Below are 20,169 nucleotides of genomic sequence, written 5' to 3' on the forward strand. Positions count from 1 at the left end.
ATTTTCTACCTTTGCAGCCAATTTCCAGTACATGTTAAAAGAGTTTTTGCAAGGGTTTTGGTCCGGTACCGCGCGACTTATTCTTAGGAATAGGATTATCATTCTACTTATCATTACTGGAATTACCGTATTTATGGGATTGCAATGGAAACATATGCGATTTTCCAATACCGAGGCCAATGTGCTACCTGATGACCACCCCGAGACTTTACAGTATGAAGAGTTTGTTTCCATTTTTGGACAGGAAGACAATGCCATAGTCCTGGCCGTACAGGACAGTTCTTTGTTCCTTCCCGGGAACTTTAATCGTTGGAATCGTTTGAGCAAACAGTTTCAGGCCAATCCAGAAGTCGATTTGGTCATCTCTACGGACAATCTACAGGAACTTATCAAAGACAATGAAAAACAAGAGTTTGTACTCAAGGATCTAATTCAGAAGGAACCTTCTTCCGAAGCGGAAGTTTCGGCCATCAAAACGAAACTATTTCAAGAATTGCCGTTTTATGAAAGCTTTATTTTCAACAAGAAAAGCGGAACCATACGAACGATCATTTATTTGGACAAGGATATTTTAAATACCTCCGTTCGAAATGAATTCATTCTCAGCGATCTTGAAAACCTGGTCGAAAACTTTGAAAATGAGACCAATTTGGACGTTAGGGTATCTGGAATGCCCTATATAAAAACTTGGAACTCAAAGATTATAATCGATGAGATAGGAAACTTCATTATAGCCGCACTCGCCGTTACCTCATTAATTTTCTTTTTCTTCTTTAGAAGTTTTAGGGCCACCTTTATTTCCATATGTGTGGTTATCATTGGGGTTATGTGGACTTTTGGAATATTGGGTCTTTTCAAGTATGAAATTACCATCCTCACCGCTTTGATTCCTCCCCTAATCATTGTTATTGGAATCCCCAACTGCATTTTCTTGATCAATAAATACCAACAAGAAGTAAAAAAACACGGAAATCAAGCCCTTTCCCTTCAACGGGTCATTACCAAAATTGGGAACGCCACGTTAATGACCAACGTAACCACCGCCTTGGGTTTTGCAACCTTCATTATCCTGGATAGTGATTTGCTCAAAGAATTTGGAATTGTCGCCTCCCTAAGTATTTTATGCATTTTTATCCTTTCCCTCGGCATTATACCCATTGTGTATAGTTTTATGTCCATTCCCAAGTACAAGCACCTAAAACATTTGAACAAAAAGTGGATGGATACTTTTGTAAACTGGATGGAACGGGTAGTTCGCAATCACCGCATTGCAGTGTATTTCACGGCCGTTACCGTTCTGGTTTTAAGCATTATCGGAATTTATCAAATACAAATAACGGGAAGCAGGATAGAAGATTTGCCCAAAAATGCCAAGTTCTTCCAGGATATTCGATTTTTTGAAAAAGAGTTCGATGGTATTATGCCAGTTGAAGTGGTTGTCGATTCCAAAAAAAAGAACGGCATTGCCAAATTGGCCACTTTACGACGTATGGAATCCCTCTCCCAAGAGATTGATGAAATTCCGGAGCTTTCCAAAACCCTGTCCGTTGTTAACCTTGTAAAGTATTCCAAACAGGCTTTTTATAACGGGATTCCAAAGTATTACCAATTGCCGACGACCCAGGAAAACAACTTTATTATGGACGTGGCCAGAAAATCCTCCGAGAATGGGAACCTTTTGGAGAGTTTTGTGGACAGTACGGGCCAAATTGCACGAATGACTACCTTTATGAAGGATGTAAAGACCCCGCGAATGGAAGAAATTGAGAGGGATCTGTTGAAATCCATTTCAAAGATTTTTCCCGCGGAGCGCTATAATGTTTACATGACCGGCAAAGCGCTATTATTCCTTAAAGGCACCAAATACCTTATTAAAAATTTATTATTGTCATTGGCATTGGCCGTAGGCCTTATTTCAATTTTTATGGCGTACCTGTTCCGGTCTTTTCGCATGATATTGATCTCCCTCGTTCCCAACCTCTTACCCCTGGTCATTACCGCGGGCCTAATGGGGTTTTTGGGGATACCGATAAAGCCTTCCACGATTTTAATCTTTAGCATTGCCTTTGGAATATCGGTAGACGATACCATCCATTTTCTGGCAAAATATCGACAGGAATTGACGGCCAATAAATGGTACATTAAAAAATCCGTCTACAATGCCCTACGGGAAACCGGGGTAAGTATGTTCTATACGTCAATAGTGCTTTTCTTTGGCTTTTCCGTTTTTATCATTTCCAGTTTTGGGGGAACACAGGCCATGGGAGGATTGGTCTCTGCCACTTTACTGTTTGCCATGTTGTCCAACTTGATTTTGCTCCCTTCCCTATTGCTATCCCTGGAGCGAAATATTGCCAACAAAAAGACCTTTAAAAAACCACATATCGATGTACTCCCTTCCCAGGATAATGAAGGGGGGACAAACTAGTTTTTCTTGCAGAAATACCTATTCTACTTGGGCTAAAGAATTATCTTTGGGGCTTAATTTTGGTTACCTATGATGAATTCGTTTTCCATTAAACGGTTATTGGGGGAAGAAGCAAAGTCCCAAGAAGTTATTGTTGAAGGATGGGTGAAAACATTTAGGAGCAATCGATTTATTGCTTTAAATGACGGTTCCACCATAAAAAACATACAGTGTGTGGTGGACTATGGGAATTTCGAGGAAGAAGTGATACGTTCCATTTCCACCGGAGCTGCCATAAAGGTCAAGGGGAACTTGGTGGAAAGCCAGGGACGGGGACAGGATGTGGAAATTCAGGTCACAGATCTCTTTATTCATGGAAAGGCAGATGCCGAAACCTACCCGATCCAACCCAAAAAGCACTCACTGGAATTTCTACGGGAAAAGGCACACCTTAGGGTACGCACCAATACATTTTCCGCAGTAATGCGGGTAAGGTCCGCTTTGTCATTTGCCATCCACAATTACTTTCAACAAAACGGATTTTATTATATGCACGCTCCAATTATTACGGGTTCCGATGCCGAAGGTGCCGGTGAAATGTTTCGGGTGACCACCCTGGATGCCAAAAATCCACCGCTGACCGAGGATGGGGAAGTAAACTATAAGGAGGATTTTTTTGGCAAGGAAACCAACTTGACCGTATCCGGACAATTGGAAGCAGAGGCCTATGCCATGGGATTGGGAAAGGTGTATACCTTTGGCCCAACCTTTAGGGCCGAAAATTCCAATACTTCCCGTCACTTGGCAGAGTTTTGGATGATTGAACCGGAAATGGCCTTTTACGATTTGGATGCCAACATGGATTTGGCCGAAGATTTTATCAAAGGCGTACTAAAATACGTTCTTGAGCATTGTGAAGATGATCTGAAGTTCTTGGAAAAAAGACTATTGGATGAGGAAAAGACCAAGCCCCAGGCAGAACGCAGTGAAATGGCCCTTTTGGAAAAATTGCGTTTTGTGGTCGATAACAACTTTAAACGGGTAACCTATACGGAAGCCATTGACATTCTAAGAAATTCAAAACCCAATAAGAAGAAAAAGTTTGAATACCCGATTGATGAATGGGGAGCCGATCTGCAAAGTGAGCACGAACGCTTTTTGGTTGAGAAGCACTTTAAATGTCCTGTTATCCTGTTCGATTATCCCGCTACCATAAAGGCTTTTTATATGCGCTTGAACGAAGATGGAAAAACGGTAAGGGCCATGGACGTCCTGTTTCCGGGGATTGGGGAAATTGTTGGTGGCTCGCAACGGGAAGAACGCTTGGAGGTCCTTCAGCAAAAAATGGCTGATTTGGACATCCCCGAAGAAGAACTGTGGTGGTATTTGGATTTAAGAAAATTTGGTACCGCCGTGCACAGTGGGTTTGGACTTGGTTTTGAACGATTGGTTCAGTTTGCAACGGGTATGGGAAATATCCGAGATGTCATTCCATTTCCACGTACACCCCAAAATGCGGAATTTTAAATTCATTTCTTTATTTTTAGAAGAAAGGAAACCATCACTGTATAATGCTAAAACAACACTTACAGTTTAAACTTTCCCAAAAGCTATCTCCACAGCAAATTCAGTTAATGAAGTTGATCCAACTGCCCACGCAGGCATTTGAGCAACGATTAAAACAGGAACTGGAGGAGAATCCCGCATTGGAAAGTGGAAAGGCGGATGCAGATAGATTGGAAGACACCTATGAGGATACCTATGATGACCATCAGGACAGTGAAACCATAGCCACGGATGACATCAACATAGATGAATACCTAAGTGATGATGAAATACCGGACTACCGTACCCAAGTAAGTAATTACAGCACGGATGACGATGAGAAAAGCATACCCTATGCGGCTGGAATATCCTTCAATCAATATTTGATCAACCAATTAAGCACGGTTTCCCTGAATGATGAGGAATGGGCCATTGCCGAATTTCTGGTGGGCAGTGTTGACGAAAGCGGCTACATCCGAAGGCCTATCACCGATATTATGGACGACCTGGCCTTTACCCAAAACATTTATACGGACGAAAAGACCATTGAAAGTGTTTTAAAAATTGTACAGGAGTTGGACCCTCCCGGTGTAGCAGCCCGTTCATTGGACGAATGTTTGGCCATACAGATACGCAGAAAGGAACCAAGTCCTTCCATAGCGTTGGCCCTGGCAATCATAGAAAAGTCCTTTGAACAATTTACCAAAAAGCATTATAGCAAGCTACAGACCAAACACGACATTACGGAGGAAGAATTAAAGGAGGCCATAGCGGAGATTGAAAAGCTAAATCCAAAGCCTGGGGGCTCTTTTTCGGGAAATAATAGATTTGTGGAACATGTTGTCCCCGATTTTTCCATAAGAATAGTTGATGGTACGTTGGAGTTGACCCTAAACGGACGAAATGCCCCAGAACTTCATGTGTCCAAGGAATACACCAATATGCTCAAAGGCTATAAAAGCGCAAAGGATAAAAGTAAATCCCAAAAGGACACCGTACTTTTTATCAAACAAAAATTGGATGCAGCAAAATGGTTCATAGATGCCATAAAACAGCGTCAACAAACACTTTTTGTTACCATGAACGCCATAATGCACTACCAAAAAGAGTATTTTTTGAGCGGTGATGAGCGGAAGCTGAAACCCATGATCCTCAAGGATATTGCCGATCAGATCGATATGGACGTTTCCACGGTCTCTAGAGTGGCGAACAGTAAATATGTGGATACTCCTTACGGTACCAAGCTTATTAAGGAATTCTTCTCGGAATCCATGAAAAATGAACAAGGAGAAGACGTCTCCACCAAGGAGATCAAAAAGATTTTGGAAACGGTCATTAAAGAAGAGAATAAGAAAAAACCGCTGACCGACGATAAACTGGCAAAAATCTTAAAGGAAAGGGGGTATCCCATCGCAAGAAGGACGGTTGCCAAATATCGGGAACAGTTGGGCCTTCCAGTTGCCCGTCTCCGTAAACAAATCTAATGCGCTATTTGTTAAAAGGAGTTTCGTACATTTTTCACCCCCTATTCATCCCTATGGGAGGGACCATATCGTACTTCCTGATCACGCCCAAGTTTAGTTCCCTTCAACTACAAAGCGGTAATGTTTTGCCCATTTTTATTTTAACGGTGATCATCCCCATCATCCTCTTCTTAATATTGAGAAACCTTGGACTTATCTCCTCAATATTTGCCCCAAAACTCGAGGAACGCAAATATCCGCTTTACCTCAGCATGATCATTCATTTTATGATCTTGTACAAAGTAATTCCCTTGAACTACATCAACGAACTCTATTACTTCTTTGTTGGTCTGCTCATTGCCTCATTTACGACGCTTCTTTTGTTGTTTGCCAGAATAAAGGCAAGTGTCCATTTACTCGGAATGGGCAGTATTTTGGTCTATTTGGTGGGGTTGAGTATTCATTTTGAAATCAACATCACTTTTGCGATTGCAATTTTCACTTTTATGACGGGACTTGTGGCAACATCCCGACTATTCATGAAGGCCCACTCCAAAATAGAGCTTGTCATAGGTTTTCTCGTAGGATGTTGTTCCCAGCTTTTTGTTTTCAAGTACTGGTTATAAAACGTAAAAGATAATTCCTATTCGGATGGGGCTAATGTCCAAGGGTGTGTTATTGAAAACAGCATTTTCATCCAAAAAATCACTTAAGGCCCAATACAGGTGCAAGTTCCAGGTATTGTACCCAAAACTAAGGGTTAAGCCATATTGCCATTGCTCAATATTGGGATTGGAAAATGTTTCGCTTCCGGCATCTGAAACCTGTTTTGACCTTCTTGAAAAAAGATATTCCGTTTTGATTCCAGCGTAAACGCGCCAAAATTTGTAGGTTATGGGGTTAGAGGTCCGCCATCTGATCTCAAACGGAAATTCCACACCATGGGTCTCAAATTTACTCCTGTTCACACCATCCCCGTCTACCAGTAGATCATATGTTATTCCATTGTTGGTCTCATTGACCAGAATATTGGTATAGTAGGAATTGGTACCGTAACCCAGGCCTATCCCCAAACCAAAGTTCCTTTTCTTATTTAAAGGAATGTCCTTAATCATCCCCAATTGCAGGTTATAGGAAAGGTTCCTTTGGATAACAGTTTCCGGTTTGTTCAACAAAAAATTGTATCCAAGGCCAATATAAAATTGATCTTCCAGGTATTTGTCATCAAAAGCTTCTTGGGTTTCGACTTCTTGGGAACATATCTTCTGCACAAGGCAAAAAAAAGTTAACGCAATAAAAAGGAATCTTGGCATAAAGCAAAATAAAGAAAACTATGGATCATTTGGCCAATGGAAAGGGCTCCTTATTTCAATTCCATATTTTTAAACACATTTCCTTCAACCGTTGTATAGTTGATTTTAAGAAGATTTACTTTTTGGAGCTCCTTCTTAAGATCGGTTATGACGCCCATTTTTACCTTATTATCGGCCTTTATGGAAACCATTGCCGACCTCTGGAGGTGTTCTGGCATCGCTCCCAATGCTTTCAGCGAATAATAGTCTACTTCATTTATGGCAACCAATCTATCTTCAATTTGTATTTTGATGGGAACGTTATCGACCTCATTGGAATTGGATGGAACAGGGCCTACAAAAATCTCAATGATACGGTCCGTTCTATCCAGTTTATCCACTTCATTGGCCATCGGCAATTGGTTTTCCACCAAAAGATTTTGATTCTTAATGGTGGTTACCGTCATAAAAAAGAACAAAAGTATAAACACGATATCCGGTAATGATGCCGTGGAAATAGCTGGTAACCTGGTAGGGTTGTTTCTCTTAATTGGTGACATGGTATCGAATTTTATTGATGTATTACTTCTGGTTCAATTATTTTTTGAGGGAACATGGTCCTTATGCCCTCAATTTTCCCTTTTATGGCCATTTTCTCCGTAGGGCCAATATCCTCGCCATAGTTTTGTACAAGGGTTTCGTATGCTATTCCATACAGCCTTGAACTTTCCCGGTTTCTAAGAAGGTTATAGGCCCCTATTATTTCATTCTGTACCGAAACATAATAGGCATAGTCACTCTCCCTACTTGTTGTTATGGAAATAATGGCCTGGTCCGGATGTTCTGAAAGATGGGCAAGCCGTTCCCCTTTACAGTAGCCACAAAAGTCTTTATCATCCGTTTGTAGCCCCCCATTATCAATAAAGGAAACCACTTTAGTACGTAATTCTTCCAATGGTAGGATATCCCCTTCCACCATTAACTGGTTTTTGGCATTTATACCGATCTCCAGTAGATTTCTTGCTTTTATTTCTACATATGGGTCCGTGCTTTCCCTTGGTAGGATACGATTCAACCCAACATCGGTTTCAATTGAGGCGGTCACCAAAAAGAAGATCAACAATAAAAATGCGATGTCCGCCATGGAACCCGCATTAACTTCGGGGGCTTGTTTTAGTTTTGACATGGTACCGTAATTTTAATGGCCAAGGAATTCTGTTCCCTTTGCCGAATAATCACAATAACCATTCCAAAAAAATTGTTAAATCCCTGTTCGTCCCTGAAAACAAAAAACGCCCCGAAAGGGACGTTTTTAAGTACATTTTAGATAGGGTCTACCTTATTGGAGATTATTAAAAGCATCTCCCTCATAGGTGGTGTAATTGACCTTTAACGCATTTACCTGTCTCAACTTTTGTTTGATATCCGAGATAAGGCCCATATTGGCATCCTTATCCACTTTTAATGCAGTGGTCAACACATTTTGTAGTTCTTGCGGCTTTTTAGCACGCTCCGCCAGAATGTACGTCCCTACTTCATTAACATCAGCAAACTTATCGTTCAACTGTATTTTAGGCTCCGTACCATAAACACTTTGATATTCCCTGGTGGGCTTACCTACATAAATATAAATAACGCGATCTTTCTTCTCCAACTTTTTAACTTCACTGGCATTGGGCAATGTGTTTTGCACCAACAGCGAGCTATCCTTCATCGTCGTTACGGTCATAAAGAAAAACAGCAACATAAAGACAATATCTGGGAGGGAAGCCGTAGAAACCGCAGGTAAATCCCCGTCCTTTTTCTTTGCAAATTTAGCCATCTACTTTGGTTTTATTAATTAACGGAGGTCTCTGCTTCGGATAATTTCTGTGGAAACAATTCTTGAATCCGCTTCACTTTGGGCTTTAGGTCGTCCCTTTCCGCCGAGGGTGTTTCCGGGTTCAGATATTTTGCTTCCATTTCAGTAAAATCACGACCATAAAGTCTTTGGGCCTCCCTATTCCTTAAATCGTTGTAGGCACCTACCAACTCATTCTGCACCGTGATATAGGTGGAATACTTGGTTTCCCTATCATTCTTTAAGGAAATAATTGCCTTTTCCGGATTATCCGAAGAAGAAGCATCCTTTCTACCTTTACAGTAATTACAACTACCATCCCCACCGTTATCCAAGAAGGCAATAGCTTCTTTTCTTAGATTTTTGATGTCCAAGATTTCCTCTTCTACCAGTAATTGACCATTTCTATTGATGTTTACAGTGAATATATTCTTCTGCTTAATAACTACATCAACATCTTCCGGCGGTTCCGCTGGAGGTAACATTCTATCCAATCCTGCATCCGTTTCAATGGTGGTGGTCACCAAGAAAAAGATAAGCAGAAGAAAGGCGATATCCGCCATGGAACCTGCATTGACCTCTGGTGCTCCTTTTCTTCTAGGCATGTTTTTAAATTTTTAACGTCCAATTAATTTCTTGATCCCTGGCCATATCATCAAAGCAACAGCTATTAGGACCATTCCAAAGAACACGTTAAGCATCATACCGATGTTCTTTACAGTTCCAGTAGTGGGTTCAATATCCCTACCCGCAAAAGTTTGCACTACTGCTTCAGCTTCTTCACTGTTTGACAAGGCATAGCCAATTATGAAAAGTACTACCAAGCCTCCAAGGGAGAAAAGTGCTTTCTTCAATCCGCCTTTTGTTGTCAACATCTTCCTTAATCCAAAGAACAAAGCTGAAACTGCAGCAATAACCAATAGCAGCCACATAATCCCGAACATCACACTAATTCCTGTGCTATTGATAGCCTCTGGATCAGCTGCATCCGGCATCATGAAAAAACACATAATGGCCGCAATAATGCCTATTACAATTAATATTATTTTTAAAATCCTATGCATTTTCCGATAGTTTATCCGTTACTACTTATTTCTTGTGGGCAGCCAACATATCAATCAAAGAGATTGAAGAGTCTTCCATGTCATTAACGATACTATCGATTTTAGCGATGATATAGTTGTAGAAAATTTGAAGGATAATCGCAGTAATCAAACCAAAAACCGTAGTCAATAACGCCACCTGGATATCACCGGCGATCAAAGAGGCACTTAAGTTACCTACAGCTGCAATTTTCTGGAAGGCCGCAATCATACCGATTACCGTACCCATGAACCCAAGCATGGGTGCAATTGCGATAAATAGGGATAACCAAGAAACATTTTTCTCCAATTGTCCCATTTGTACCCCACCATAAGCTACAACCGCTTTTTCTGCAGACTCCAATCCTTCATCAACACGGTCAAGACCTTGGTAGAAAATAGAGGCAACGGGGCCCTTGGTATTTCGGCATACTTCTTTGGCTGCTTCAACGCCACCGGAAGCCAATGCATCTTCCACTTGTTGTTTTAGTTTAGCGGAATTTGTGCTGGCAAGGTTCAAATAAATGATACGCTCAATGGCCACGGCCAAACCTAAAATTAAACATAACAATACGATACCCATAAAAACTGGCCCACCTTGAATGAACTGCTCTTTCAATACCTGGGTAAATCCTTTGCTTGCCTCAGCCCCTTCTTGCAGCATGGCCGCAGAGGAAGTTGTGGTACCAACAATAAACATTCCGGCAGTAGCCAGAGTAAGGGATATTTTTTTCATCGTGTTCAAACTTAAATTTTAGTTAGTTAATAATGTTAAAGATATAAAAATTTAGAAATTAAAAAATTTTAAACTTCGCAGAGAGGAAGGGATTCGAACCCTCGATACACTTTTGGTGTATACACACTTTCCAGGCGTGCGCCTTCGACCACTCGGCCACCTCTCTATTTTCAATAGTTAGGCCGACCAATAAACAAAAAAATAATTAGTTAAAGAAATTTGGGGCGTTAATTTTGCTGCATTTCCCCCCGTAGCGGCCTTTCAAAAAACGCCCTGAATTGGCTCGATGGCAGTTGCATTCCCAAGAGGTACATTGCCTTGGCCACGGCAGCTTCCGTTGTAAGATCCTTTCCATTAATGAGTTGTATCTGTCGTAACCGTTCACTGGTTTGATACTGTCCCATCACCACCGCTCCCCCAACGCATTGGGTTACATTAACGATATGCAAACCATTTAAAATGGAATCTTCCAGGATTTTGATGAACCATTCATCGGTAAAAGCATTACCCGCACCGTAGGTTTCCAAAATCAACACCTTAAGGTCTTTTGCATTCAATACAGCTTCCACAAACTCCCTGGCCATACCGGGGAACAACTTTAGGATACCTACCCTGGAATCCATTTCGGTACGTACGTGTAAGCCCTTCTCCCCTTTGGTGGACAATAAATAGGGATAATTGATCTTTAGATTAACCCCGGACTCGATCAGCGTTGGATAGTTGAGTGAGCGAAAAGCCTGAAAATGTTCTGCATTGATTTTGGTTGTCCTGTTACCGCGGTATAATTTGTATTCAAAATAAAGCCCTACTTCCCTTATCACGGGTTGGCCATTCTCCGTTAAAGAGGCAATCTGTATGGCAGTAATTAAGTTCTCTTTGGCATCGGTTCTCAAATCACCTATGGGAAGCTGGGACCCGGTCAGTATAACCGGTTTTGCCAGATTCTCCAACATAAAACTTAGGGCCGAAGCCGTAAAGCTCATGGTATCACTTCCATGCAATACCACAAAACCATCAAAATCCGCATAGTTTTCCCCTATAATCCCAACAATATCGGCCCAGTAGGTTGGATTCATATTGGAGGAATCAATCGGGTTTTTAAAGGAAACCGTGGTAATGTCACAATCCAATTGAAAAAGTTCCGGAATATTCTTTTGCAGTTCGGTAAAATCAAAGGCGGATAAGGCTCCGGTTTCATAATCCTTTACCATTCCAATAGTCCCCCCTGTGTAAATCAACAGTATATTGGCGCGTTCCTTCATATTCCAAATACCTGTTTTGAGTTTTCCGTCGTAATCCGAGCAATTTCCTTCTGCGGTAATCCATAGATTTGGGAAAGTTTGTCCAACACCTTAATAAGGTAAGAACTTTCATTGCGCTTCCCCCGGTACGGCATGGGGGCCAAATAAGGAGCGTCTGTCTCCAACACGATATGGTTTAAGTCAATTTGCCCAAGAAACCGATCTATTTTTCCATTCTTAAAGGTCACTACCCCTCCAATACCCAATTTCATATTATAGGCTATCGCCTTTTGTGCTTGTTCCATGGTCCCCGTAAAACAATGAAATATCCCATAAAGGTCATCGCCCTTCTCCTGTTCCAGGATTTCAAAAATTTCATCAAAGGATTCCCGGGAGTGGATAACAATGGGGAGCTTATATTTTTTGGCCAATTTGATCTGCTGCACAAAGGCCATTTGTTGCTGCTTTAGATAGGATTTATCCCAGTAAAGGTCGATCCCTATCTCCCCAACTGCATAAAAGCTTCGCTTTTGGAACTCTTTTTCAACAAATTCCAACTCCTCTTCATAATTCTCTTTAACATGGGTAGGGTGTAATCCCATCATCAAAAAAACAGCTGTTGGATACTGCTGTTCCAAGCTGTACATTCTTTCTGCATACGTTGAATCTATTGCAGGCACAAAAAAACGTTTAACGCCCAGGTCCATTGCACGTTTCATCATTAAGTCCTGGTCTTCATCAAAAGCCTCACTGTATAAGTGGGTGTGGGTATCGGTCAGAATCATGCTGCAAAAATAGGTTTATCTTTAGAGCCTGTTTGGGAATTTGTCAATTGTTTTCTTATGTCCCTTTTTGCACGGCACATTGTTAAAGTTTTAGTCCATAACTATGGCTATGCTTTTCCATCGCACCGGCTCGCCCATAGCTTTCGCTATGTCGTGCCTCGTTCCGCACAAAAATGGCCTATAACAATTCCAATCATAAACTCCCAAACAGGCTCTTAGCAAATTTTCTGAATGGATTCGCTCAAATCTTTCCTCAATTCAAAAAACTACACTAGGGTCAAACTAAAAATGACGGTGACCAATCATTTTGAACTGGAAGCGACAATAAATGGAATTCCCGGACGGTTCATTCTGGATACGGGAGCTTCCAACACTTGTATTGGAATGGATCGGATTGAATTTTTCAACTTAAATTTTGAAGTATCGGATATCAAGGCCGCAGGAGCTGGGGCCCTTGAGATGGAAACCTTGATTTCAACCAATAATACCATTGAAATTGGGGCATGGAAAAGGCGTAGGCAAAAAATTGTACTATTTGACCTTGTCCATGTTAACCAAGCCCTTACCAATCATGATTCCCGACCTGTTGATGGAATTATAGGGGCCGATCTTTTGAAAAAAGGAAAAGCGGTAATTGATTACAGTAAAAAAAGGCTTTATCTAAAATTGGGTAACCCCTAAAGTTCCAAAGCCTTTGTGATATTGTTATCCATTAAGAGTTCACTTGGATTTTCCAGGGCCTCCTTTACGGCGACCAAAAATCCAACGGATTCGCGACCATCAATAATTCTATGATCATAAGAAAGGGCCACAAACATTACCGGGGCAATCACAATTTGTCCATCCCGAACAATTGGACGTTCCACAATATTGTGCATCCCCAGGATTGCGCTTTGGGGAGGGTTAATAATAGGTGTGGAAAGCATGGAACCAAAGACGCCACCATTGGAAATGGTAAAGGTACCTCCGGTCATTTCATCCACAGTGATCTGGCCGTCCCTGGCGCGTATGGCCAAACGTTTTACCTCAGATTCCACTCCTCTAAATGTCAAGTTCTCCGCATTGCGGATAACGGGAACCATTAACCCTTTGGGTCCGGAAACGGCAATACTGATGTCACAGAAGTCATAGGAAATCATTTCCTTACCGTCAATCATGGAATTCACGGCAGGGAATTCCTTTAAGGCCCTTACACATGCCAAGGTGAAGAAGGACATAAAGCCCAAACCTACACCATGCTTTTCCTTGAATTCTTCCTTGTATTTTTTACGTAGTTCGAATATGGGGGACATATCAACCTCATTGAACGTGGTTAACATGGCCGTTTCATTCTTTGCTGAAACCAATCGTTCGGCAACTTTTCTGCGCAACATGGACAGCTTGGAACGGGATTCCCCCCTACTGCCACCAGTGGGCGTGCCCATGGAAGGAACGGCTTGTACCGCATCTTCTTTGGTTATACGACCATCCCTGCCCGTACCATTGACCTGAGCGGGGGCTATGCCCTTCTCGTCCAATATTTTTTTGGCTGCCGGAGAAGGTGTCCCAGTAGCGTATGATTCCTTTTGTTGCACTTCTTGTTTTGGAGCTTCCTCTTTCTTGGGAGGCTCTTCCTTTTCCACGTCTTCTGCCCCATTGGCAACCGCACCAACCGGTTTTTCCGCGCTGGTATCTATTAAGCACACTATTTCACCCACACCAACGGCATCGCCAACTTCAGCTTTTAGGGTAATAACCCCACTTTCTTCCGCAGGAAGTTCCAAGGTTGCCTTATCAGAATCCACTTCCGCAATGGCCTGGTCCTTTTCAACGTAATCACCATCTTCCACCAACCATTCCGCTATCTCTACTTCGGTGATGGATTCTCCCGGCGATGGAACTTTCATTTCTAAAATCATGCTGTGCTTTATTTACTTTCTAATAAAATTATCTTTTGTTTTATCGAAAACGTATTCAATAACCTCGTTATGACGTCTTTGCGAACGAACTGCACTACCTGCGGCAGGCGCCCCATAGAAACGTCTGGAGGCCACCCTAAAATTCCTGGCCTCATCCAAATGCATCAACAAATGGCCCCAAGCCCCCATATTCCTGGGTTCCTCCTGGGCCCATACCACTTCTTCCGCCTTATTGTATTTTTTGATGGTACTTTGTATCTGCTCAACAGGGAGTGGAAATAGTTGTTCCAATCGAACCAAGGCCACATCCATCCTTTCCTGTTCTTCCCGCCTGGCCAATAGATCATAATAAAACTTCCCCGTACAAAAAACCAATGATCTCACCGCTGATGGCTTTACCGCAACATCGTCAATGAGTTCCGCAAAGCTTCCGTTGGCCATCTCTTCTTTTGTGGAAACCACTTTGGGGTGGCGTAGCAAACTTTTGGGTGTAAACACAACCAAGGGTTTTCTAAATTTCGCTTTCATCTGCCTCCGCAACAAATGGAACAGATTGGCAGGAGTGGTCACATCCGCCACGTACATATTGTCTTTGGCACAGAGCTGCAGGTAACGTTCCATCCTTGCCGAGGAATGCTCCGCACCCTGACCTTCGTACCCATGGGGCAATAACAACACCAGGCCGTTCTGCAACTTCCATTTGTCTTCTGCCGCCGATAGATATTGGTCAATCACAATTTGTGCCCCATTACTGAAATCACCGAACTGGGCTTCCCAAATGGTCAATGTATTTGGGCTGGCCATGGCGTATCCGTAGTCAAATCCCATTACGGCATATTCAGAAAGGAGGGAATTGTAAATATGGAATGTACCCTTTTGATGTTCGCCCATTTCATTGAGCAATACCACCTCCTCCTCGTGCATTTCAGTTTTTATGACGGCATGCCTATGGGAAAAGGTTCCACGCTCAATGTCCTGACCTGTCATTCGCACGTCAAAACCTTCTTCAATCAAAGAAGCATAGGCCAATAGCTCTCCCATGGCCCAATCCAGTCGGTTATCCTCAAAATACATCTTCTTGCGACCTTGGACGAGTCGTTCCAATTTGCGCAAAAACTTCTTATCCTGCGGAAGCTGGGTTATTTTCCCTGCCACCCCGTCTAATTTTCCTATATCATAAGACGTGTCGATAGTGGAAAGCATGGCCTCCTCCGTAACTCTGGAAAAGCCTTCCCACTCATCTTGCATAAAAGCCGTAATTCGGGTTTTTTCAATCTTCCTGGAATCCAGCAGATCTTCTTCGAGCTCTTTTTTATATTCCGCTTCCAACTTCTTTACGTGGTCCTTATCAATGATACCTTCATTGATCAAACGTTCGGCATAAATATCCCTTGGATTGGGGTGTTTGGAAATGGATTTATACAATAGGGGTTGGGTGAATTTAGGCTCGTCCCCCTCATTGTGCCCATATTTTCGATACCCCAGCAAATCAAGAAAAACATCACGTTTGTACCGCATTCTATACTCCAGGGCAAAGGTAGCGGCATGAACCACGGCTTCGGCATCATCGGCATTAATATGAAGTACCGGCGAAAGGGTGACTTTACCTACGTCCGTGCAATAGGTGGATGAACGGGCATCCAAATAATTGGTCGTAAATCCAATTTGGTTGTTAACAACAATATGAATGGTACCGCCTGTGGTGTACCCATCCAACTTGGCCATCTGTACGGTTTCATATACCACACCTTGACCTGCGAAAGCTGCATCCCCATGCACCAAGATCGGAAGGACTTCCGAAATATTCCCTTGATGGGAGCTATCCTGTTTTGCACGTGTTATACCTTCAACTATTGAATTGACCGTTTCCAAATGCGAAGGATTTGGGGCAATGTTCATATTGACCATTTTCCCGGTATCCGTTTCCCGCATGGAAGTCCATCCCAAGTGGTATTTTACATCTCCATCAAAAATGGTCTCTTCATAATCCTTGCCATCAAACTCACTAAAGATGTCCTTGGGTGATTTGCCAAAAATGTTGGTCAATACATTAAGACGCCCACGATGGGCCATCCCCATAACAAATTGTTTTACCCCAGCATTTGCCGCTTTCTCAATAATAACGTCCAAAGCTGGAATCAGTGATTCCCCGCCCTCCAAGGAAAAGCGTTTCTGACCCACGTATTTTGTATGTAAAAAGCTTTCGAACGAAACTGCTTCGTTCAACTTTCTCAGAATGTTCTTTTTCTCATCCGATGAAAAACTGGGATGGTTATCGTTAACGTTCAACCAGTTTTGGATCCATTGGATCCGTTCCGGGGTTCGGATGTACATATATTCTACCCCAATGGCATCACAATAGATACGCTTAAGATGGGCCTCTATCTTACGGAGTGAACTTGGACCGATACCAATAATGTTCCCAGCATCAAAAACCGTGTCCAGATCGCTTTCTTCCAACTCAAAGTTCCCTATGTCCAATGTTGGCGCATATTTCCGGCGTTCCCTAACAGGGTTGGTCTTTGTGAACAAATGACCTCTGGAGCGATAGCCATTGATCATGCGGATAACCTTGAACTCCTTTTGAAGGGATTGGGGTACGGCCACTTCTGAACCATTGACCAAGGCCGTTGTTCCATTGGAGGAAGGCTGTACATCCAGTTCATCCAACTGGCTTTCCAAACCAAAATCAAATCCCTGAAAAAAAGCACGCCAACTGGGTTCAACACTATCGGGACTAGTGAGGTACCTATCGTACATTTCTGCAAAAAAAGAAGTGTGGGCAGCGTTTAAGAAGGAATATTTATCCATGAGGATAGTGGATTCGTATTTTCAAAATTACCCCCAAAATTACGACAAACAAATAATTTACCAGTAATTTAGAATATCTTGATTGGCGATAAAATCCAAAAATAAATGTTAAGAAAAATCCTTGTCCCTTTTATGCTGTTGGTTTTTGTGCAAGGCCATGCACAACGGGCCAACCAAAACCAGTTTTGGGAAAATGTCCGATATGGCGGAAGCCTGGGTCTGGGTTTTGGGAATAACAGCTTCAACTTTCAGGCTGCACCCAGTGCCATTTACGACGTAAATCCCTATTATTCCACCGGAATGGGCCTACAATTGAACTATGCAAAATTTGGGGACAACAAATTCTTTGGATATGGTGCGACATGGATGAATTTTTTCAACCCCATACCCATGATCCAACTTTCGACAGAACTGGAGCAATGGCGTGTAAACCTCTCCAATGATTCCCCACTTGTAGGGACACTGGAAGAGAACTACTGGTTAACTTCCTTATTTCTGGGTGCCGGCTACACCCAGGGAAATATAACTTTTGGTATACGCTACGACGTTCTTTTTGATGACCAACGGAGTATTTATGCCGATCCTTGGATTCCTTTTGTCCGAGTTTATTTTTAGGGATGCCATGGTCAATAAACATTACGGGACCTTTTTTGTGACCGTTATAAATCCATTCCCAATTGATTTGATTTTATTCCCAGGGACCACGAATGGTTTTTGGAACAACAAAGGCCCCATATCGGTTAGCAATCGGTTGAATTGGTTGTTTGGGAAAAGGCACAAAAAAGGGGACGTTCGTCCCCTTCTCAAAAGTCATTGAAGAAGTTAGGGTCAAACCGAGGTTTTTTCGTAATCCCTTATTTTCTTTTCCCAATTCCAAGCCGATCTTACGGCATCATCCAGCGTGGATTTTGCTTCCCAACCCAAAACTTCGTTGGCTTTTCTGGTATCGGCATAGGCCTGTATAACGTCCCCCGCCCTTCTGGGGGCCACTCTGTAGTTCAATTTTTCTCCTGAAACACGTTCAAAACTCTGGATGACCTCCAACACGGAACTCCCTGTTCCCGTTCCCAGGTTAAAGACCTCAAAATTCTCTTTGTTTTCCCCTTCAACCAAACGTTGTAATGCAGCCACGTGGGCCTTTGCCACATCCACCACGTGGATATAATCCCGTATACAGGTCCCATCCGCGGTTGGATAGTCATCGCCAAAAACTGAAAGCTGCTCACGCATGCCTACCCCCGTCTGCGTTATAAAAGGAACAAGGTTTTGGGGGACACCGGTTGGCAATTCCCCAATTTCATTGCTTGGATGTGCACCAATTGGATTAAAATATCGCAGGGCAATGGCCGAAAGTTGCGGATTGACCTTACACACATCCTTTATGATTTCCTCTCCTACTTGTTTGGTATTACCGTAGGGGGATTCGGCCGGTTTAACTGGGGCATCTTCGGTGATGGGCATCCGATCCGCTTGCCCATACACCGTACATGAAGAGCTGAAAATGAAGCTAGCGCTCCCTTTTTTGGTCAGCTCCTGAAGGATATAGACCAATACCCCTAAATTGTTTTCGTAATACAAAAGCGGATTTTCAACACTTTCACCAACGGCCTTGGAGGCCGCAAAATGGATGACCCCACCAACGTCATCATATTTTGCAAAGAACTCCTGAACTTTTGATTTGTCCCTTAGATCGAAACGTTCAAAATACGGGCTTTGCCCTGTGATGGCGACAATACCATCTAGGACTTCCTCGGTGGAATTGGAGCAGTTATCAACGATTACCACTTCAAAACCTTCGTTTTGAAGTTCCACTACGGTATGGGAGCCGATAAAACCCAGTCCTCCCGTTACCAATATTTTTTTGCTCATGCTATGGGTTTACAAAATCAATAATAAGTTTTGTGATGAATTCAATTTGCTCATCATCCAGTTCGGTGTGCATCGGCAATGAAATGACTTCATTGACCAACCGGTTTGTGATGGAAAAATCCGCCTCATCATACCTGCTATCCCTATATGCCTTCTGCCGATGCAAGGGAATGGGATAATACACCCCACATGGAACGCCATTTTCATTGAGATGTTGTACCAATTTGTCCCTTTTTTCGTTCAGAATTCGAAGGGTATACTGATGAAATACATGACAATCACAGGTATCACAAATTCCGTCACAACCATTTACCGTTTCCGGAACAACAATATTGGGCTGATCGGCAAAGGCTTTGGAATAGCTACGGGCAGCCTCCCTTCTTTTTCCGTTGTATTCATCCAACCTTGGCAATTTTGCCCTTAGCACTGCAGCTTGTAATGAGTCCAGTCTTGAGTTTACCCCAACCACATCATGGTGATATCGTTTATACATCCCATGGTTTACGATTCCCCTTAGCGTATGGGCCAAATCATCATCATTGGTGAAAATAGCACCTCCATCTCCATAACAGCCCAGGTTTTTGGATGGAAAAAAAGAGGTCGCGGCAACATCACCAATGGTCCCTGCCTTCTGTTTATTTCCATTTGCAAAGGTATGTGTGGCACCAATGGCCTGTGCATTATCCTCAATTACGAAAAGTTCGTGTTTTTCCGCAAGCTCCAAAATCACATCCATATTGGCACACTGGCCAAAAAGATGGACAGGGACAATTGCCTTGGTTTTTGGGGTAATTGCCTTTTCAATGGCTTTTGGATCGATATTAAAGGTATTTTCCTCAACATCCACCAATACCGGGGTCAATCCCAATAGGGCAATAACTTCAACAGTGGCAGCAAACGTAAAATCCGCGGTAATGACCTCATCGCCGGGCTTTAACCCCAAACCCATCATACAAATCTGAAGCGCATCCGTGCCATTTGCACAGGGAATTACATGTTTTACCCCAAGGTATTCCTCCAATTCCTTTTGAAATTCCCTGACTTCCGGACCATTAATAAATGCCGCAGATTCCAATACGGATCCAAACGAATGGTTCACTTGCTCTTTTATACCTTCAAATTGACCCTGAAGGTCCACCATTTGTATTTTTTTCATGGATTCATTTTATACTTCAAAAGTAAGAAATAACCCAAGTTGAA

At 42.5% G+C, this 20,169-nt stretch carries 19 protein-coding genes and 1 tRNA gene; 6 read left to right on the forward strand and 14 right to left on the reverse strand.

Features of this window, described 5'->3' with window-relative positions:
- The first annotated feature begins 31 nt into the window (after positions 1-31).
- From L0P88_RS04975 to L0P88_RS04990, 4 genes are all read left to right on the forward strand, one after another.
- Positions 32-2,428 carry an efflux RND transporter permease subunit gene (locus tag L0P88_RS04975; protein ID WP_247133517.1) on the forward strand — a complete coding sequence of 799 codons (2,397 nt, stop codon included), beginning with the start codon at positions 32-34 and terminating at the stop codon, positions 2,426-2,428.
- A 72-nt stretch (positions 2,429-2,500) separates the two neighbouring features.
- Complete coding sequence (gene asnS, locus L0P88_RS04980; RefSeq protein ID WP_247134839.1) at positions 2,501-3,934, forward strand: asparagine--tRNA ligase; 1,434 nt, start codon at positions 2,501-2,503, stop codon at positions 3,932-3,934.
- 44 nt (positions 3,935-3,978) lie between these two features.
- Positions 3,979-5,436 carry an RNA polymerase factor sigma-54 gene (rpoN, locus tag L0P88_RS04985; protein ID WP_247133518.1) on the forward strand — a complete coding sequence of 486 codons (1,458 nt, stop codon included), beginning with the start codon at positions 3,979-3,981 and terminating at the stop codon, positions 5,434-5,436.
- Positions 5,436-6,041 carry a hypothetical protein gene (locus L0P88_RS04990; protein WP_158776889.1) on the forward strand — a complete coding sequence of 202 codons (606 nt, stop codon included), beginning with the start codon at positions 5,436-5,438 and terminating at the stop codon, positions 6,039-6,041. Before rpoN ends, L0P88_RS04990 begins: the two co-directional genes overlap by 1 nt.
- Here L0P88_RS04990 and L0P88_RS04995 read toward each other — a convergent pair.
- From L0P88_RS04995 to L0P88_RS05040, 10 genes are all read right to left on the reverse strand, one after another.
- On the reverse strand, positions 6,036-6,686 hold the full coding sequence (locus tag L0P88_RS04995) for a porin family protein (protein WP_247133519.1): 651 nt from the start codon (positions 6,684-6,686) through the stop codon (positions 6,036-6,038). The two genes, L0P88_RS04990 and L0P88_RS04995, sit on opposite strands and share 6 nt — an antisense overlap.
- Before the next feature lie 92 nt (positions 6,687-6,778).
- The gene (locus tag L0P88_RS05000) at positions 6,779-7,267 is read right to left on the reverse strand and encodes an ExbD/TolR family protein (protein ID WP_247133520.1); all 489 of its coding nucleotides are present in this window, start codon (positions 7,265-7,267) and stop codon (positions 6,779-6,781) included.
- 11 nt (positions 7,268-7,278) lie between these two features.
- Positions 7,279-7,893: an ExbD/TolR family protein gene (locus tag L0P88_RS05005; RefSeq protein ID WP_247133521.1), complete on the reverse strand. Its 615-nt coding sequence runs from the start codon at positions 7,891-7,893 to the stop codon at positions 7,279-7,281.
- Between the two features lie 153 nt (positions 7,894-8,046).
- Entirely contained in the window at positions 8,047-8,529 is a 483-nt protein-coding gene (locus tag L0P88_RS05010) for an ExbD/TolR family protein (protein WP_247133522.1), read from the reverse strand.
- A 14-nt stretch (positions 8,530-8,543) separates the two neighbouring features.
- Positions 8,544-9,152: an ExbD/TolR family protein gene (locus L0P88_RS05015; protein ID WP_247133523.1), complete on the reverse strand. Its 609-nt coding sequence runs from the start codon at positions 9,150-9,152 to the stop codon at positions 8,544-8,546.
- A gap of 12 nt (positions 9,153-9,164) precedes the next feature.
- The gene (locus tag L0P88_RS05020) at positions 9,165-9,611 is read right to left on the reverse strand and encodes a hypothetical protein (protein ID WP_247133524.1); all 447 of its coding nucleotides are present in this window, start codon (positions 9,609-9,611) and stop codon (positions 9,165-9,167) included.
- 25 nt (positions 9,612-9,636) lie between these two features.
- Positions 9,637-10,365 (reverse strand): MotA/TolQ/ExbB proton channel family protein, encoded by a 729-nt coding sequence (locus tag L0P88_RS05025; RefSeq protein ID WP_158776882.1) that lies wholly within the window; start codon positions 10,363-10,365, stop codon positions 9,637-9,639.
- A 78-nt stretch (positions 10,366-10,443) separates the two neighbouring features.
- Positions 10,444-10,531 (reverse strand) — tRNA-Ser (locus L0P88_RS05030).
- Between the two features lie 61 nt (positions 10,532-10,592).
- Entirely contained in the window at positions 10,593-11,627 is a 1,035-nt protein-coding gene (locus L0P88_RS05035) for an asparaginase (RefSeq protein WP_247133525.1), read from the reverse strand.
- A complete protein-coding gene (locus L0P88_RS05040; protein WP_247133526.1) occupies positions 11,624-12,391 on the reverse strand; it encodes a TatD family hydrolase in 768 nt (255 codons plus the stop codon). Before L0P88_RS05040 ends, L0P88_RS05035 begins: the two co-directional genes overlap by 4 nt.
- A 231-nt stretch (positions 12,392-12,622) precedes the next feature.
- Between L0P88_RS05040 and L0P88_RS05045 the strand changes: the two genes are divergently transcribed.
- A complete protein-coding gene (locus L0P88_RS05045) occupies positions 12,623-13,072 on the forward strand; it encodes a TIGR02281 family clan AA aspartic protease (RefSeq protein ID WP_247133527.1) in 450 nt (149 codons plus the stop codon).
- Here the strand turns inward: L0P88_RS05045 and odhB are convergent.
- Both odhB and L0P88_RS05055 read right to left on the reverse strand, forming a co-directional pair.
- Positions 13,069-14,289, reverse strand: a complete 1,221-nt coding sequence (odhB, locus tag L0P88_RS05050; protein WP_247133528.1) for a 2-oxoglutarate dehydrogenase complex dihydrolipoyllysine-residue succinyltransferase — start codon at positions 14,287-14,289, stop codon at positions 13,069-13,071. The genes L0P88_RS05045 and odhB overlap by 4 nt on opposite strands.
- Positions 14,290-14,301: 12 nt before the next feature.
- Positions 14,302-17,100, reverse strand: a complete 2,799-nt coding sequence (locus L0P88_RS05055; protein WP_247133529.1) for a 2-oxoglutarate dehydrogenase E1 component — start codon at positions 17,098-17,100, stop codon at positions 14,302-14,304.
- 105 nt (positions 17,101-17,205) lie between these two features.
- Here L0P88_RS05055 and L0P88_RS05060 point away from each other — a divergent pair, with 105 nt between their 5' ends.
- Positions 17,206-17,715, forward strand: coding sequence for an alpha-ketoglutarate decarboxylase (locus L0P88_RS05060; RefSeq protein ID WP_247133530.1), 510 nt, complete (start codon positions 17,206-17,208; stop codon positions 17,713-17,715).
- A 213-nt stretch (positions 17,716-17,928) separates the two neighbouring features.
- On the opposite strand, the gene galE is transcribed toward L0P88_RS05060, so the two are convergent.
- Both galE and L0P88_RS05070 read right to left on the reverse strand, forming a co-directional pair.
- Complete coding sequence (gene galE / locus L0P88_RS05065; RefSeq protein ID WP_247133531.1) at positions 17,929-18,969, reverse strand: UDP-glucose 4-epimerase GalE; 1,041 nt, start codon at positions 18,967-18,969, stop codon at positions 17,929-17,931.
- A gap of 1 nt (position 18,970) precedes the next feature.
- Positions 18,971-20,125, reverse strand: coding sequence for a DegT/DnrJ/EryC1/StrS family aminotransferase (locus L0P88_RS05070; RefSeq protein ID WP_247133532.1), 1,155 nt, complete (start codon positions 20,123-20,125; stop codon positions 18,971-18,973).
- Positions 20,126-20,169 lie beyond the last annotated feature (44 nt).

Source organism: Muricauda sp. SCSIO 64092 (assembly GCF_023016285.1).
In the GTDB taxonomy this organism is placed as follows: Bacteria; Bacteroidota; Bacteroidia; order Flavobacteriales; family Flavobacteriaceae; genus Croceivirga.